This window comes from Nocardioides sp. cx-169 (genome assembly GCF_021083605.1).
Lineage (GTDB): Bacteria > Actinomycetota > Actinomycetes > Propionibacteriales > Nocardioidaceae > Nocardioides.
Genome location: NZ_JAJNRO010000004.1, coordinates 503,218 through 519,603 on the forward strand (window position 1 = coordinate 503,218; position 16,386 = coordinate 519,603).

Sequence of the window (16,386 nt, forward strand, 5' to 3'; positions counted from 1 at the left end):
TGGCACCGCACCTACGCCGGCTCGCCGGCGGGCTCAGTAGTCGACGCCGTTGAGCTTGCCCCTCTCCAGCCCCATCGTGGTCCCAAGACCGCCGGCACCAGAGCTGGAACGACGTGCCCCGGGGGCGGGAACTGCGGTACCGCTCATGACTGTCGAGGTCTGAAAACCCTCACCTACCGCCACTAGGCTCTTGTTGTAGGACCCGGGAATTTCCGGGTGGAAGACCATCGCGATAGTGCACGAGCTGTGCGGCGCCAAGAAGACAGTGCTGGTGGCGACGCAGGTGAAGCCGGCAACGTCGAGCTCGAACGGGGAGGACCACGACAGCTGGTAGACCTCAGCTGCGGACCCGCTGGCGTTCACGAGCCGGAACGTCTTGACGGTGCGGCTTCCCACGACCTGCAAACCGAAGTCGGACGCCGCCTCCGGTACTAGCGTGACCCCCGGAGCAGCCGCTAGGCCACTCAGCTCGGTGAACGGCGCCACAGCGTCAGAGCTGCCGAACTCGAACGACGCCCGCGCCGACTTCCCACCGAACGAGCTCGGTGAGAACGCCAAGGTGACAGTGCACGACTCACCGCCGGGCAGTGGGGCCAGACAGGTGGAGCCCTGCACGTCGAACTCGTCGGCGTTCGGCCCTGTGATGACCACGCTAGGCGCCACGGGGGTGGCTAGCGTGCCGGTGTTGGTGACGGTGAGGGTCTTGGTGCCGATGCTGCCGGGGGAATAGGCCCCGAACTCGAGGGCGCCGGCGACCGACAGAACCGCCTCGCCCTGGCCGGTGCCCGCGAGTTCGACGGGGGCTGAGTCACTGCCGCTGTAGTAGACGATTCGGCCGGCGATTGGGCCCACAGAGGTGGGTGCGAAGCGGACCGTGAAGGTGCAGGACGCGCCGGCGTCGATGACTTGCTGAAAGCAGCTGCTGCCGTCGAGGTTGTAGATGCCGGTGTTGTACAGGGTCTGTCGGTCGATCCGCACGGCAGAGAGCCGATGGTTGGTGAGGGTGTAGGACTGTTGCGCGCTTTCTCCCACGAGCACGTTCCCGTAGTCGTGGCTGCTCGGGTTGATGGTGAGCGCGACCGGCAGTCCGCTCAGCGCGGCGGAGACCGTGCCGCCGGGGGCGGCCGACACCGACAGTCGGGCGGACTGCCCTGTGCTGCCCGACCGGGTGTAGGTGACACCGACGGTGCATATCCCGCCGCCGGGAACAGGCTGCGTGCAGGTGTTGGTCGTGACCGCGAAGGCGGGGCTGCCGGACAGGGCCACCACCGGGTTTCCTGAGTCGGCTTCACCGTCGTTCGTCACGGTGAACAGGTACTCCTCGGGGGCGCCATCGGCGTAACCGAAGTCGTGTGCCCCTTCACTGATCGAGAGTTCCGCCGGGCTCTGCCCGATGCCTCCCAGGGTTGCGTAGACCTCGCCGCCCGCCGCACCGCCAGCGACGAGCTGAGTCGAGACAACCCCGGACGTCGTGGGCGTGAAGGTCACCTCAAGGGTGCAGGAGCCGCCAGCGGGCAGCCTGATCTCACAGTCCTCGCTGAGGATCGCGAACTGCTCGACGTCACCGCCCTCGAGGCCCAGGGTCAGCGGGCCCGTCGCGACGTCACCGTCGTTCGTCAGGGTGAGCGTCTGGGCCGCGGGCGTCTCACCGATGACCTGGGGTCCGAAGGCGACCGTCTGGGGGTTGAGACTCAGCGCCGCGGGGGCCAGACCCTTCCCGCTCAGGTCGGCGGTGACGGACCCGCCAGGGGTGGCTGAGACGACCAGGCTCCCGGCGCGGCTCCCGGCCACGGATGGCGCGAAGGCCACGGCGACGGTGCAGGAGGCTCCAGGGGCGAGCTCGGATGTGCAGCCGTTTGCGGTGATCTTGAAGTCGTCGAGCACCGCTGCTGTGACCGTGACTTGCGGCGCACCTGAGGCAAGGTTTCCCTCGTTGGTGACCTCGATGTTCACAGGCTGCGACGCGGAACCGACCAGGGTGTCCTCGAAGTCGTGGGTGCTCGCGTCGACAACGAGGTTGGCCTCACCCGTCCCGGTCCCGCTCAGGGTGGTCCGCACCTGACCTCCGGGCTCGGATGAGAAGACCAGCTCGGCGCTCCGCTCCCCGACGGCGGCGGGGTGGAAGGTCACCGTGACCGTGCAGCTCTCGGCAGGCGCAAGGACCTGGGTGCAGGTGTTGGCCGCGATCTCGAAGTCCAGGCCCGCACCGGCGGCGGGGAACGTGACGTCGGGAACCCCGGTGGCCACGTTGCCCGTGTTGGTCACGGTGAGAGTCACCGGAGACGACTTGGACCCGACCCGGGTGGGGCCGAAGTCGTAGGTGCTCGCGTCGACAACGAGGTTGGCCTCACCCGTCCCGGTCCCGCTCAGGGTGGTCCGCACCTGACCTCCGGGGTCAGATGAGAAGACCAGCTCGGCGCTCCGCTCCCCGACGGCGGCGGGGTGGAAGGTCACCGTGACCGTGCAGGTCTCGGCAGGCGCAAGGACCTGGGTGCAGGTGTTGGCCGCGATCTCGAAGTCCAGGCCCGAGCCGGCGGCGGGGAACGTGACGTCGGGAACCCCGGTGGCCACGTTGCCCGTGTTGGTCACGGTGAGAGTCACCGGAGACGACTTGGACCCGACCCGGGTGGGGCCGAAGTCGTGGCCGTGCGGGGTGACGGTGAGGGCGGCTGCGCCGACGCCGACGCCGTCCAGATCGGTGGAGACCACGTCGGCATGCACACCGGAGACGTCTAGCTTGCCAGCTGCGGATCCAGGGGCGTCAGGGGTGAAGGAGACCGACGTCGTGCAAGAGGCGCCTGGGGCCAACGAGGGGCCGCAGGTTGTGGAGCGCAGGGAGAAGGGGCCCCCCGAGACCGACGCCTTCATGGCTCCTGTGGCGGCGTGCCCGCGGTTGGTGATCCTCACGTCCTGGGTGCCTGAGACAGCACCGACCTGCACGTTGCCCAGGGACAGTCGGGTGGGGGAGATGGAGAGCTGCGCTGGGGTGATGGTGATCTTGGTGCTCGACTTCAGACACACCTTGGCGTTGCCGCTGCCACGGCATACGCGCACTGCGTACCTCCCTGGCGGGGCCGCGAGCGGGGCCTTGCGCACCGCGCGCACCCTGGTCCGCGCACCAGAAGCGAGTGTCCGTGGCCGCACGGCCTGTCCTAGCCGGAACGTCTGGTGAGCGTTGACCAGGAAGAGCCGAAACGTCCCCAGGGTGCGGCGCTTGAGGGCGTCGTTCTTCAGGAATGCCCGGGTGCGCACCTCCGTTCCCTTGGGGGTGGGGCGGCTGGTGGCCCTGACCTCGGTGAAACGCATCTTGCTGGCTGGCTTCGCCGCCACGCCTGGTGCGGCCTGGCGGTCCTCGACAGGCGTGGCGGCGGCGATCTCCGCAGCCACGGGGGTGCCGGAGGAAACCAACACCAGGAGGGCCAGCAGCGCCGTCAGGGCGGCGAGCAGCCGACCCTTGGGCGCCCTCCGAGCCACGGCGACGGTGTCAGGGCCCGGAGTCCGCGCAGATCTAGTCACGACGCAAGAAGGTGCGCGGTCGTGTTGCGGTCGGCCGGTAACTGGAGGCCGGCGGCTGCTGGCCCGGTTGAGGTGGCGAGTTCACGGTGCGTGAATCGCTGACGCGAATGTTGGTGCGCGCACACGGTTCGCGCCGGGTGCAGGTTGAGGCCAGCTCCGTCCCGCCGCGGTCGGGCAACTCGCGCTGTATCTGCCATGCTCTGCGCCTCCTGTGATGGGCGAACACAGGATGTCACGTCCCCGGCACCCTTGAGCTCGATTTCCCGATTCCCGGCGCCCACCCGCAACGGCCGTCGTCTCCCCACGCGAACGAGGGCCGGCCCGGCCCTCGTTCGCGTGGGGAGTGCGAGGGTTGCGGTGGCAGGGGCTACCCGCACAGTCACGTTGACGCCCCAGCGCCCGGACGTGCACCGTGGCCCGACTCGAGAGCGGCCGACCTTGCCCCTGCCCCCCTTCCTGACACGCCACAGGACCGCGTGGCGCAACGGCCTGCTTCTGATGGTGCCGCTGCTGGTGGTCGCGACCTTGACCGCTGAGACCACCGCCTCTGGGTCCCGCGCCTGGTTCGTCGGCTCCGCGGCGGTGTCCTCGAACTCCTTCTCATCAGCCGCCGTCGCACCCCCCACCAACGTGTCCGCTTCCGGCGCGCCCCACCGTGTCACCTTGACCTGGACCCCGACCGTGTCGACCTTCGTCGACGGGTACCGGGTCTTCCGCAGCGCTTCTGCCAGCGGCCCTTGGACTCTCCTCGCCACGGTCGCAGGGCGGTCCACCACGAGCTGGGTGGACAGCCCACCCCCCATGACCACCTGGTACTACCACATGAAGTCCTACCGCCAGAACTGGATCTCAGGGGCCACTTCCACCAGCTCGGCCACCGCGAGCGTGTCCATCACCGACAGCTTCGCCGGCACGGCTGCCATCTCGACCACCGCGACCGGGTCGGGAACGTACTCGTTCCCGACCGGCGCCACCTTCACCCGCAGCGGCGGGCGCGCGGTCACCGCTACCGCTCTGACGTCGCACCCGATGGCGGTGGTGAACGGTCACACCCCCAACGGCACCGTCAACGCCGTCGTCGCCGGACCGGGAGCCGCGGTCTATGGCCGTGTCCAGGACGCCAACAACTGGCTGCGGCTGCGTTCGGAGCAGTACACCCAGGCGACGCCCTACCAGTACTACAACACCGAATACCAGCACACCACCTACGCCACCGAGTATCTGTGGGCCGAACATTCCTGGTACGACTGGTGGCGACAAGAGTCGCTGCGGGCTTTGGTGCGCCGCCAGGAGCGGAGCTACAGTTCGTGGAGCGCGTACATGGAGCACATGGGAGGCTACGGCGTCGCCAGGCAGACGACTGCGTGCCGCGTAGGCGCCCCCGCCCTCCCGAACCCCGATGCCTCCGGCACCGACTCCTGGGGTCAGCGGCTGGTCCAGTTCGACTGGTTCCAGACGGCCACCGCCTGTGCCGCCCCCGCCGGGCGCAACACGTACCGGCTGCGGTCCCACACGCGGTCCGCGCCCCCCGCCGGCATCACAACAGTTGACAGTCACCGCGCCCCTGGAGGCGCACTCACCACCTACTACCGCAGCTACAACGGGTCGGTCTTCCCGAGCGCAACTAAATGGGGATTCGGGCGCGCGGGACCCACCGAAGGGACACCAGTCGGCGTCACCTCGTGGTCATTCACCAGCGGCTAAGAGGGTGTGTCCTTATTCGGTTCCGTCGAATCTCGGCGTTGTCGGTGCCAACGGCACTATCGGCTGCGTGCCCCCGACCGCAGCCGTGAAGGACGACACCGCCGTCCTGGGGTAAGGCCACCAACTGGTGGCGCTCGGACGGCAAGGGGTGAGGGTCAAGGGAAGCCGGTGAGTGTCCCGAATAGGGACACACCCAGTAAGAGATGACCCGGGACTGCGATGCAGCCCCACCCACCGAACGGTGGAGGCCCGAACCAACCCAAGCTCAGACGCTGCAGTCGATGTGACGGGGTTCGACTCGGGGCTCGGACGGGCTACCGCGGACCTCGTTCTACGTTCCAAGACGCCAAGCGCTTGACTCGTCCCGAGCTGACACCGTCGATGCCAGCACCTCCGCCCGCGTCTTGCGGCATTCTGGGGTGACGTGCAGCACCCAGGGGTAGGCACCCGCACGACGCACGGGCCAACGCAAGGCAGGCGGTCAGCTAGGGCGTTGCCCGCGTCCTCTGGGGGGAACTGCGGCGACATGGCCTCCGGCGTCGGATCGTTCGCGGTCCGACGCGGGCTCGTCGCGGCGCAGTCGCCCACCACGCGCGTGCGGATCCTCAACACCAACACCGGCAAGGTCCTGACCGCCGAGGTCGCGGTCGAGGACGGCCAGGTCGTGGAGGAGGCAACGTCCTCGTGCCGCCACGGTGTGGCCACCCGGCTGACGGATGAAGGCGCCGAAGGGCTCAGGCGACGAGCGCGACGATCGCCACCACCACCGGGACGCAGCCCAGCGTGCTGACGAAGATCGCGTCCCGGGCCAGGAGCTCGGCGCGGCCGTAGCGGCTCGCGATGACGAAGACGTTCTGTGCGGTCGGCAGGGCCGAGATGACGGTCACCGCCAGCAGCGCGTCCTGGTCCAGGCCGAGCATCAGGCCGACCAGGTACGCCACGGTCGGCTGGGCCAGCAGCTTCAGCCCGACGCTGAGTCCCAGCTCCCCGGGCGCCACGCCGCGGCCCGGCAGCGGGCCCAGCCGCAGGCTCACGCCGTACGCCAGAAGCATGGCGGGGACGGCCATGCCGCCGAGCAGCGCGATGGGGTCGTTGACCGCCGCCGGCACCTCCACTCCGGCGACCGCGACCGCGATGCCGGCCATGCTGGCCACGGTGATCGGGTTGCGCAGGGGTCGGGTCAGGCCCTGGCTGAGCGACACGGCACCGGGCGCCGCCGCCACGTCGAGCGCCGTGAGGGCCAACGGCTGGAGCACGAGCAGCTGCAACAGCAGCACGGGCGCGATCAGGGCGGTGTCACCGAGCACGTACGCGGCGATCGGCAGGCCCAGGTTGCCCGCGTTGCAGTAGGACGAGCACATCATCGCGATGACGGTGCGGCCGACGTCGTCACGTCGCCAGCGAGCGGCGGCGAGGGTGACGAGCGCGGTGGCCGCCACGGCGGCGGAGATCGCCACCAGGTTGCCGGAGAACACCCGCGACAGGTCGCTGTCCTGCAGCACGCTGAAGAGCAGTGCCGGGCTGGCCAGGAAGAACGCGACCGTGCTGAGCGTCCGATGGCCGCGCTCGTCGACCACGCGCAGGTGCCCGAGCAGCACACCGAACGCGATGATCACCGTGATCGTGGCGAACCCGGCGAAGACCCCAGACACGGCAGGAGCCTAGGGGCCGGTGACCGTGCGGTGGGGGGCCGGGGCCTGCTGCGGATACGTCGGATGACGGACGCGCCCTCCGTCCTCGCCGCCCTACGGTCGTGGCACGACGGCGGCCGAGGGGGAGCGCGTGAGGTTCAGCCAGCACCTGCAGGGGCACACCTACGAGTTCGCCGGCCTCGTCGACCTCATGGCGAGGGCGACGCCGCACCGGTCCGGCGACGTCCTGGCGGGATGTGCCGCGCGGTCCGACAGCGAGCGGGCCGCCGCGCGGTGGGCTCTCGCGGACGTGCCGCTGACGACGTTCCTCGACGAGCAGCTGGTGCCGGCCGAAACGGACGACGTGACGCGGCTGATCCTCGAGCAGCACGATGCGGCGGCGTTCGCGCCGTTGCGGCATCTGAGCGTCGGGTCCTTCCGCGAATGGCTGCTGACCACGGCGGCCGAGCCGGACGCCGAGACCCGGCTGCGCGCGGTGGCGCGCGGCCTGACGCCGGAGATGGTGGCGGCGGTGTCCAAGCTCATGCGCAACCAGGACCTGATCGCCGTCGCGGCCGCGACCCGCGTGGTGACCGCGTTTCGCACCACCATCGGGCTCCCGGGCCGGCTCAGCACCCGGCTGCAGCCCAACCACCCCACGGACGACGCCGAGGGCGTGGCCGCCGCGATCCTCGACGGGCTGCTGCTCGGCAGCGGCGACGCGGTGATCGGCATCAACCCGTCCTCCGACAACCCCCGGACCGTGGCCCGGTTGCTCCACCTCGTCGACGAGGTGCGGCAGCGCTACGAGATCCCCACGCAGTCGTGCGTGCTCACCCACGTCACCACGACGGTGGGCCTCATCGAGCAAGGCCTGCCCGTCGACCTGGTCTTCCAGTCCATCGCGGGCACGCAGGGTGCCAACGCCGGCTTCGGGGTGGAGCTCGCGATGCTTGACGAGGCCAACGAGGCCGGCCGCTCGCTCGGGCGCGGCAGCGTGGGCGGGCAGGTCATGTACTTCGAGTCGGGCCAGGGCTCCGCCCTCAGCGCCGGCGCCCACCTGGGCAAGGACGACCGGCCGGTCGACCAACAGACCCTCGAGGCCCGGGCGTACGCCGTCGCCCGGGAGTACGACCCGTTCCTCGTCAACACCGTGGTCGGCTTCATCGGCCCGGAGTACCTCTACGACGGCAAGCAGATCGCGCGGGCCGGGCTGGAGGACCACTTCTGCGGCAAGCTCCTGGGCGTGCCGATGGGCGTGGACGTCTGCTACACCAACCACGCCGAGGCCGACCAGGACGACATGGACTCGCTGCTGACGCTGCTCGGCGTCGCCGGGTGCTCGTTCGTTATCGCGGTCCCGGGTGCCGACGACGTGATGCTGGGCTACCAGAGCACGTCGTTCCATGACGCCCTCTACGCCCGCCAGGTGCTCGGGCTGCGGCCGGCGCCGGAGTTCGAGGCGTGGCTCGGGCGCATCGGCCTTCTGGACGCGTCGGGCGGCATCCGCGCGGTCGACGCCGCGGCCTCCGGCCTGCGGGGCCTGGTCTCATGAGCACCGACTTCTGGGACCGGCTGCGCAGCACGACGCCGGCGCGGATCGGGATCGCCCGCTACGGCGCCGGGGTCGCGACCGGGTCCGTCCTCGACGCCCAGGCCCTGCACGCGCGGGCCCGTGACGCCGTCCATCGCCCCCTCGACGTGCCCGCGCTGGTCGAGGACCTGCGCGCGCTGGACCTCGGCATCCCGCGGGTCCTCGCCTCCGCCGCGGCCGACCGGCGGGAGTACCTGGGCCGGCCCGACCTCGGACGCCGTCCCGCCGGTCCGCTCGACAGGTCGACGAGCCCGGTGGACCTGGCGATCGTGGTGGCCGACGGGCTGTCGGCGGGCGCCGCCCAGGAGCACGCACCGGCCCTGCTGGGCGCCTTGCTGCCCCTCCTCGACGGCGGTACGACGATCGCCCCGCCGGTGGTGGCCACCCTGGGCCGGGTGGCGCTGGGCGACCACCTCGGCGAGGCGCTGGGGGCGCGCCTGGTCCTGATGCTCCTGGGCGAGCGCCCCGGGCTCTCGAGCACCGACAGCCTGGGCGCCTACCTGACCTGGGCGCCGCGGCCCGGCCTCCCGGACGCGCGCCGCAACTGCGTCTCCAACATCCGTCCGCCCGCCGGGCTGTCCTACGAGTCGGCCGCGCGCACTCTCGCCGCGCTGATGGTGGGGGCGCGCCGGCTGGGGGGCACCGGCGTGCACCTCAAGGACCGCGGCGACGAGCTGCTGGCGTGACTCAGTCGCGCCACCATGGCGGCATCCGGAACGTCGCCTCGGTGTAGGGCGAGGGGTGCACGATGCGCTGCCGGTTGTCCTGGATCTGGAAGACCAGGTGCGCCATGGAGATCGAGGGGTCCGCGGTGACGAGCGGGTAGGCCAGTGCGGACTGACCGGCGCCGCTGAAGCTGTAGGCGCCGTTGACCCCGCGGTGGACGCCCTGCCGCAGCGACTGGGCCACGGAGTCGAAGTCGCGCGGCGAGTCGGCGGCCGCCCAGGCGTTGGCGAGGATCCGGACCCGGTCGTAGGCAATGCCGGCATGCGAGCGCCCGGGGCTCACCGCCCAAGCATCGCGGTAGCGGTCGCCGAAGCTGCGCGCCAGCCGGTCGGAGTAGGTGCCGGTGGTGGTGGCCCACAGCAGCCCCTCGGCCTGTGGGCCCATCTCGACCCGGAAGCGGGGGATCGAGGGCGCGTACAGCGAGTAGACGACGGTGGGAGAGGGGGCGGCCAGGAAGGACCTGAGAAAGGTCACGGTCTCGTCCACGAAGTACGTCCCGACCAGCACGGCGGCCGGGGCGCGCGAGGCGATCCGGCGGCCCTGCTCGGCCCAGGCCTCATCGCCGCTGACGTCGTCGGCGATGTAGTCCAGCTCCCAGCCGTCGCGTTCAGCCCTGGCGACCGACTCGTCGAGACCGAGGTCGCCGAGCTTCCACCGGCCGCGCACCACCGCCAGCGACTTGGAGCGCCGCGGCAGCTGGCCGCTGTCGCGCAGATGGCTCAGGGCGTCGACGAAGCCCGGGCCGTAGTGGGTGTCGCTCGGGCAGATCTGGAAGATGTTGCCGTAACGGCTGGGGTTCTCCTCGACCATTCGCACCATGGAGTCGAGCGTCGCCGCGTGCAGGTACGGCGCGCGGTGCTCGGCCGCGATCTCGTGGGCGAGCTCCTGGTCGCCGAGGTAGCCCGAGACCATGGCGTCGACGTCCTGGCCGGCCAGGTCCTCGAAGGCATGCGAGATCGAGGCGGCGTCTCGGATGTCCAGGTCGACGTTCACCAGCTCGACCGGGCGCCCGGCGATCCCGCCCTGGACATTGAGCTCGTCGATGGCGAGCTGGCTGGCGCGCACCATCTCCTTGCCGTCCTCGGCGACCTTCCCGGTGACGGGGAAGGCGCTGCCGAGCAGGATCGGACGCCGGACCGAGCGCCGTCCGGTCGCGGGCGCGGCCGGACGGGCCACGGTCCGCCCGAGCCCGTGCCGGCGCCAGGGCTGGACCGGATCGGCCTCCTCCTCGGGGGTGCTGAGCAGTCCGATGAGCAGCCGCTCGAAGCCCTTCGGGCCCCCCGGGACGGGAAGGACGAGCAGGCTCTCCTCGATGGCCACCGCCGCCGCCCCGGCGCGGGAGCGCACATCCAACTTGGCCAGGATCCGCTCGACATGGGTCGTGACGGTGCGTGCACTCGTCCAGAGTCGCTCGGCGATGGCGTTGTTGCTCAGCCCGCCCACCAGCAGCGTGAGGACGTCGAGCTCGCGGGGCGTGATGCCGTACGGCACCATCACCTGGCTGGTCCACGAGAGCGAGGTGCGGGACTCGTGCCCGAGGGTCCTGATCGTGCAGAAGAGCGGGACGCCCTCGCCGTCTCGCCAGTAGAACGAGAGCTCGTGCTGGCCGGCGAGTCTCCCCGCCCGGCGGGCGATGGCGACCAGGTCGGCCAGGTTGCCGGTGGCGTCGTCCGCGTCGACCCCGCGCACGCTCGACAGCACGCCCTCGTGGTCGAGGACGATCTCGCGGACCACGTGTGGCCCAGAGGCGTCGGCAGGCACTGGGGACCTCCTTCGCTGCGAGCAGGATGGGTCACGGAGCCCGGATGCCCAGCCTAGCGGTGAGTCCGGGCCGCCGAGACCGGTCACGACCGTCGGTTGCGCGACCAGGAGTCGAGCGCGACGGCGAGGAGCACGATCGTGCCCTTGGCGATCAGCTGCCAGTTCTGCGACAGGTTCAGACTGTAGAACAGGTTGGTGAGGGTGGCGAAGATGAGCAGACCGACGGCGCTGCGCCACACCGCCCCCTCGCCGCCACGCAGGGAGGTCCCGCCCACGATCACGATGGCGATGGCGTCGAGCGCGATGTTGGCGCCGACGTCGGCCTGGCCGACGCCGAGCCGGGAGGCGTCGATCGTGCCCGCGAACGCCGCCAGCACCCCCGTCATCACGTACACGCTGGCAGTGAGGTCGGTGACTCGCAACCCCGAGAGCCAGCCGGCCTCGTGGTTACCGCCGATGGCGTAGATGTTGCGCCCGTAGCGGGTCATCGCCAGGAGGACGCCGCCGAGGAGGAAGGTCACGATCAGGATGAGGATCGGCGTGGGGATCCCGGCCACGCTGGAGCGCGCCAGGATCTTGAAGTTCGGGTCCGCGACGATGAAGGGGGCCGAGTTGGAGTACAGGTAGGCGATCCCCGAGATCACCGACGAGCTGCCGAGGGTGGCGACGAACGGGTTGATGTTCAACCTCGCCACCAGGGTGCCGTTGACGATGCCGCACACGGCGCCGGCCCCGACCCCCGCGAGGATCCCGAGCTCGGGGGAGCCCGAGGAGATGGCGACCCCTGCCGAGACGGTCGCGCCCAGCGCGTACGTCGCCCCGACCGACAGGTCGAAACCGCCGGAGATGATCACGAACGTCATCCCCAGGGCGACCAGGCCCACGGCGGTGTTCTGCGTCAGCATGTCGCGCAGGTTCTCGGGGGAGAGGAAGCCTGGGTAGAGGATGGTGGCGAGGATCGCCAGCACGATCAGGACGCCGATCATGGCGAAGCGCGACAGCAGCTGCGCGGGACCTGAGGTGGACGGGGTGGCGGTGCCTCCGGGCGCGGCCGCGGTCGCGGGCGTGAGGTCAGTGGACTGGTTCATCGGGGGCTCCTGTGCTGAATCCGTGACGCACCACGGCGTCGACGTTGAACTCGGGGTCGTCGGCCGGGATCTCCCGGACGACCTGGCCGTGCGCGAAGACGAGCAGGCGGTTGGCGATGGCGAGGACCTCTTCGAGCTCCGAGGAGGTCACGACGATCGCCGCCCCCTCGCTCGCGAGCCGTACGAGCGAGGCGAGCACCTCGGACTTGGCGCCGATGTCGATGCCGCGCGTCGGCTCGTCGATCAGGAAGACGTCCGGCTCGTGTCCCGCCCACTTGGCGAGCAACACCTTCTGCTGGTTGCCACCGGAGAGGTTGCGGACCGGCTCGCCCAGCCGGGAGCGCTTGAAGGCGAAGAACTCGCCGGTGGCCCCTGCCTGGTCGGCCTCGGTCCTGCGATCCACGAACGGGCTGCGGCGGCTGGTCCGCCCCAGCCAGTAGTTGCTCGTGCCATCCATGCCCAGGACCAGCGCCTGTTTGCGCGACTCGGGCACCATCACGATGCCGTCGGCGATCGCGGTCCGCACGTTCCGCGGCCACGGTAGCCGCTTGCCCCGCACGGTGAGCCGGCCGCTGGAGGCCGGCTCGGCCCCCGCGAGCGAGCGCAGGAAGGTCGTGCGGCCGGATCCCACCAGGCCCCACAGGCCGACGATCTCGCCGGCCCGAGCCGTGACCGAGATGTCCTCCAGGACGCCGGGGAGGGTGACCTGCTCGGCCTGCAGCACCACCTCGCCCAGCGGGTGGTCGCCGCGCTCGGCCAGCTGGTCGACGTTGCGGCCGACCATGTGCTCGATGAGCGACGGCCGGGTCCACTCGGCGCGGGGGGCGCTGCGCACCACCTCGCCGTCGCGCAGCACGGTGATCGAGTCGCTGAGGTCCAGCACCTCGTCGAGGTTGTGGCTGACGAAGACGATCGTGACCCCGCGGGCGGTGAGCGTCCGCAGGACCCGGTAGAGCGTCTCCCGCTCGTGCTCGGCCAGCGCGGCCGTGGGCTCGTCCAGGACGAGCACGCGGCCGTCACTCTCGATCCCGCGCATGATCTCGAGCATCTGCTGCTGCGAGACCGAGAGCTCGCGGGCCAGCGTGGTGGGCGGGACGTGGATGTCCAGCTCGTCGCACAGCTCGAGGTAGCGACGCCTCATCCGGCGGCGGTCGAGCAGCCCGCGCCGGGTCCGGACCTGCCCGAGGAAGACGTTGGCCTCCGCGGACAGGCCCGGCACCATGGTGAGCTCCTGGTAGACCGCCACGAGACCGCGGTCGCGGCTCTCGCGGGGGTTGCCCCCATGCATGCGGTGGCCGAACACCTCGACCGAGCCGCCGTCGGCGGCCAGCCGTCCGCTGATGAGGCCGAGCAGCGTCGACTTGCCGGCGCCGTTCTCGCCGACCAGCGCGTGGACCTCACCGGTCCGGACGTCGAGGTCGGCCCCGTGGACGGCGACCGAGCCGCTGAACACTTTGCGCGCCCCGCGACAGCGGATCGCGGCTTGCTGGGTGGTGCTCATCGCAGCCTCCGTGGCTCGTGCGTTCGTGGTCTCAGTACTCGGCGGTGAACTTGCTGACGTTCTCCGCGGTCGCAAACGGCGTGCCGGGCAGCAGGTCGGACTCGGTGAGGTTGACGAACGGCGGCACGTCCTCGCCCTCGACGTACGCCGCCACCGCCTCGATCGCCTCACGGGTCTCCTGGCGGGGGAGCATCATCACGCTGCCGGCGAGCTTGCCGCTCTTGACGTTGGACAGCGCCCACTCGTCCCCGCCGAAGTCGTAGATGTCCACGTCGTTGCCCTCGGCTGCCTCGACGACACCCCGCGTCATCCCGGAGAAGTTGGACATGATGATGTCCATCTCGGGGTTGGCGCGCAGCATGGTCTGCGCGGCGTCGAACGCCTTCGGGGTGGTGTAGTCGGTCGTCTGCTGGGCGACCACCTCGAAGCCCTCGACATCCTCGAACGCCTTGGCCGCCTCGAAGAAGCAGATCGAGTTGGCGTTGAGGTCGGGGCCGGAGATGAGCCCGATCTTCGCGCCGTCCGGGTGCGAGTCGATGACGTCCTGCACCCAGGCCTGGTAGACGTCCAGCGTCTGTCCACCGACGTAGGTGATGGTGCCCGGCTGGTAGGTCTCGTCGCCGAGCTTGGTGGCGCGCCCGCAGATTGGCAGGTTGAAGACGGAGACCAGCACCTCCTTCTTCGGAGCCTCGGTCGTGAGGATGTCGCAGACCAGGTTGCCGTCGTTGGGCTCCACCACGAACGCGTTGTACTTGCCGCTGGTGAGTGCCTGCTGCATCTGGTCGAACTGGGTCTGGGAGGTGAACTCCCCGTCGAAGACGTCGAGGTCGGCGCCGATCTCCTCGGCCACCTTCTCGGCCTCGTCGATGGACGCCTGCAGGTAGGAGTTGCTGGTGCCGGCCGAGAAGTAGGCGATCTTCAGGTCCTTGGCGGCCGACACCGGCGGCTCGATGATCTCGGCGGAGTCGCTGCTCCCGGAATCGGAGACCCCGGACGAGCAGGCCGTCATGGCCAGACAGGCCGAGACGGCGAAGGCGGCCAGGCCGAGGGTGCGTCGTGTCTTCATGGCGATCTTCTTTCGGGAGTGGGATGAGGCGGGGCTGAGCAGGGTCAGTCGTCGGTCCACGTGTCGTAGATGTCGCTGAGGGAGGCGAACCAGACACCGTCGTGGCCGGCCATGTGGTCCAGCAATTTCTCCATCCCGAGCATGTGGTGGGCGCGCCCGATGGTCTGGGGGTGGACGGTGATGGCCAGGACCGGGTTGGTCTCGTGGGCGTAGGCGTAGTCGAAGTGATCCTGGAACCTCTTGAACATGACCTCGCTGGAGCCCAGGCCCTGGTTGACGCCGGGGATGTACTCGCCGACGGGGAAGTCGTCGAGGTACCACGACACCGGGAACTCGAGGATCGGGCTGGGCGGCCCGAACACCGAGCCCTCCTCCCACCGGACCTCGACCGGGCGCGGGTGGTAGGGCTGGAAGTCGCGGCCCATGAGGGAGGAGTCCCACTCGAAGCCGACCTTCTCCAGCAGCGCGAGGGTGTGCTCGGTGAAGTCCCAGGCCGGGGAGCGGTAGCCGCGCGGGCGGACGCCGACGTGCTTCACGTGACCCTCGATGGTCTGCTCCATCAGCCGGACCTCGGTGTCCTGGTCCAGGCCGGGCACCGACTCGTGGTAGCAGCCGTGCGCGGCGATCTCCTGGCCGGCGTCGACGATGGAGCGGAAGGCCTCGGGGAACGTCTGCATGGAGTGCAGTGGGGTGCACCAGGTGCCGGTCACGCCGTACCGGTCGAAGAGGCGCAGCAGACGCGGCACGCCGACCTCGGCGCCGAACTCGCCGCGGGACAGGTAGCTGGGCGAGGTCTTGCCGAAGGTGCCCATCCAGACGGAGTGGGCGTCGAAGTCGGCACCGATGTTGACGGCGATCTTCTTGCCGTCGGGCAGGTTGAGAGGCATGGCAGTGGTCCTTTCGGGACGAGTGGTCAGAGGGAAACGTGGGCGTACTTGGCGTAGAGGTCGCGTCGCCGTCCGCGGTCGAGGTGGGTGGTCGCGGCACCGGTGCGCCGGTTCTCGAGGAGCAGGTCGAGGTCCAGCTCGTAGGTGATGACGTCCTGTTCGTTGGTGCGGGCCTCGACCAGCACCCCGTCGGCCGGGAAGACGAGGTCGCACGGGGACAGGACGGAGGCACGCGCCCAGCCCGGTGACAGCGGAGCCTCGAACGTCGAGACGGTGGGGCAGTGGACGACGTAGACCTGGTCCTCGATCGCCCGAGCCGCTGCGCAGTGCCGCACGCGCCAGAACCCGGCCTCGGTGAAGGTGTAGGACGGGGTGAGCAGGACCTCGGCGCCCAGGGCGGTCAGCGTCGTGCAGACCTCCGGGATCTCGGCCTCGTAGCAGATCGCGATGCCGACCTTGACGCCGTCGATCTCGTGCACGGCGAGCTCGTCGCCCTCGACCGTGCCCCAGTCGGCCTCGGCGGGGAAGATGTGCGTCTTGGCGTGCGTGTGGACCTCGCCCGCCGGGCCGAACAGGTAGGCGACGTTTTCGTGGCCGCGCTCGCTCGCCACGAGGTGGCTGCCAGCGAGGATCCACTGGTCCCGCGCGGCCGCCTCGGCGGAGAACAGGGCCTTGTAGTCCGAGGTGTAGTCGCTGATCCGCGTGAGCTGCGCGATCTCGTGCGTGCGCCACTCGGGGTCGATCGTGAACAGCGCCTCGGTGAACAGCTCCGGCAGGACGACCAGGCGCGCGCCGGCGGTCTGGTCGAGCAGGTCGCGGACCTGCCGGGCGAACGCGTCGAACGACTCGACGGGGCGCATCTCGAACTGGGCTGCGGCCACGGTCAGGGTGCGGGGCATGGTGGTCTCCTTC

General features: G+C 70.3%; 12 protein-coding genes. 4 read left to right on the forward strand and 8 right to left on the reverse strand.

Annotated elements, in window-relative coordinates; translation table 11 throughout:
• Nucleotides 1-33: 33 nt before the first annotated feature.
• Nucleotides 34-3,306 (reverse strand): choice-of-anchor D domain-containing protein, encoded by a 3,273-nt coding sequence (locus LRP67_RS08230; RefSeq protein ID WP_308189725.1) that lies wholly within the window; start codon nucleotides 3,304-3,306, stop codon nucleotides 34-36.
• Between the two features lie 1,011 nt (nucleotides 3,307-4,317).
• Here LRP67_RS08230 and LRP67_RS08235 point away from each other — a divergent pair.
• Nucleotides 4,318-5,220 carry a hypothetical protein gene (locus LRP67_RS08235; RefSeq protein ID WP_231269682.1) on the forward strand — a complete coding sequence of 301 codons (903 nt, stop codon included), beginning with the start codon at nucleotides 4,318-4,320 and terminating at the stop codon, nucleotides 5,218-5,220.
• Nucleotides 5,221-5,644: 424 nt separating this feature from the next.
• Nucleotides 5,645-6,010 (forward strand): PrpF domain-containing protein, encoded by a 366-nt coding sequence (locus LRP67_RS22045; protein ID WP_374107400.1) that lies wholly within the window; start codon nucleotides 5,645-5,647, stop codon nucleotides 6,008-6,010.
• Here LRP67_RS22045 and LRP67_RS21820 read toward each other — a convergent pair.
• Nucleotides 5,955-6,872 (reverse strand): AEC family transporter, encoded by a 918-nt coding sequence (locus LRP67_RS21820; protein WP_231269683.1) that lies wholly within the window; start codon nucleotides 6,870-6,872, stop codon nucleotides 5,955-5,957. The two genes, LRP67_RS22045 and LRP67_RS21820, sit on opposite strands and share 56 nt — an antisense overlap.
• Before the next feature lie 130 nt (nucleotides 6,873-7,002).
• Between LRP67_RS21820 and LRP67_RS08245 the strand changes: the two genes are divergently transcribed.
• A complete protein-coding gene (locus LRP67_RS08245) occupies nucleotides 7,003-8,406 on the forward strand; it encodes an ethanolamine ammonia-lyase subunit EutB (RefSeq protein WP_308189718.1) in 1,404 nt (467 codons plus the stop codon).
• The gene (gene eutC / locus LRP67_RS08250) at nucleotides 8,403-9,131 is read left to right on the forward strand and encodes an ethanolamine ammonia-lyase subunit EutC (protein WP_231269684.1); all 729 of its coding nucleotides are present in this window, start codon (nucleotides 8,403-8,405) and stop codon (nucleotides 9,129-9,131) included. The genes LRP67_RS08245 and eutC overlap by 4 nt, the downstream gene beginning before the upstream one ends.
• Nucleotide 9,132: 1 nt before the next feature.
• On the opposite strand, the gene LRP67_RS08255 is transcribed toward eutC, so the two are convergent.
• The 6 genes from LRP67_RS08255 to LRP67_RS08280 all read right to left on the reverse strand — a co-directional run bounded on the left by LRP67_RS08255 (nucleotide 9,133) and on the right by LRP67_RS08280 (nucleotide 16,373).
• Entirely contained in the window at nucleotides 9,133-10,932 is a 1,800-nt protein-coding gene (locus tag LRP67_RS08255; RefSeq protein WP_231269685.1) for an ABC transporter substrate-binding protein, read from the reverse strand.
• 83 nt (nucleotides 10,933-11,015) lie between these two features.
• Complete coding sequence (locus LRP67_RS08260; protein WP_231269686.1) at nucleotides 11,016-12,020, reverse strand: ABC transporter permease; 1,005 nt, start codon at nucleotides 12,018-12,020, stop codon at nucleotides 11,016-11,018.
• Nucleotides 12,004-13,521: a sugar ABC transporter ATP-binding protein gene (locus tag LRP67_RS08265; RefSeq protein ID WP_231269687.1), complete on the reverse strand. Its 1,518-nt coding sequence runs from the start codon at nucleotides 13,519-13,521 to the stop codon at nucleotides 12,004-12,006. The genes LRP67_RS08260 and LRP67_RS08265 overlap by 17 nt, the downstream gene beginning before the upstream one ends.
• Nucleotides 13,522-13,552: 31 nt before the next feature.
• A complete protein-coding gene (locus tag LRP67_RS08270) occupies nucleotides 13,553-14,587 on the reverse strand; it encodes a sugar ABC transporter substrate-binding protein (protein ID WP_231269688.1) in 1,035 nt (344 codons plus the stop codon).
• Between the two features lie 44 nt (nucleotides 14,588-14,631).
• The gene (locus tag LRP67_RS08275; RefSeq protein WP_231269689.1) at nucleotides 14,632-15,474 is read right to left on the reverse strand and encodes a polysaccharide deacetylase; all 843 of its coding nucleotides are present in this window, start codon (nucleotides 15,472-15,474) and stop codon (nucleotides 14,632-14,634) included.
• A 26-nt stretch (nucleotides 15,475-15,500) separates the two neighbouring features.
• Nucleotides 15,501-16,373 carry a nitrilase-related carbon-nitrogen hydrolase gene (locus LRP67_RS08280; RefSeq protein ID WP_231269690.1) on the reverse strand — a complete coding sequence of 291 codons (873 nt, stop codon included), beginning with the start codon at nucleotides 16,371-16,373 and terminating at the stop codon, nucleotides 15,501-15,503.
• Nucleotides 16,374-16,386 lie beyond the last annotated feature (13 nt).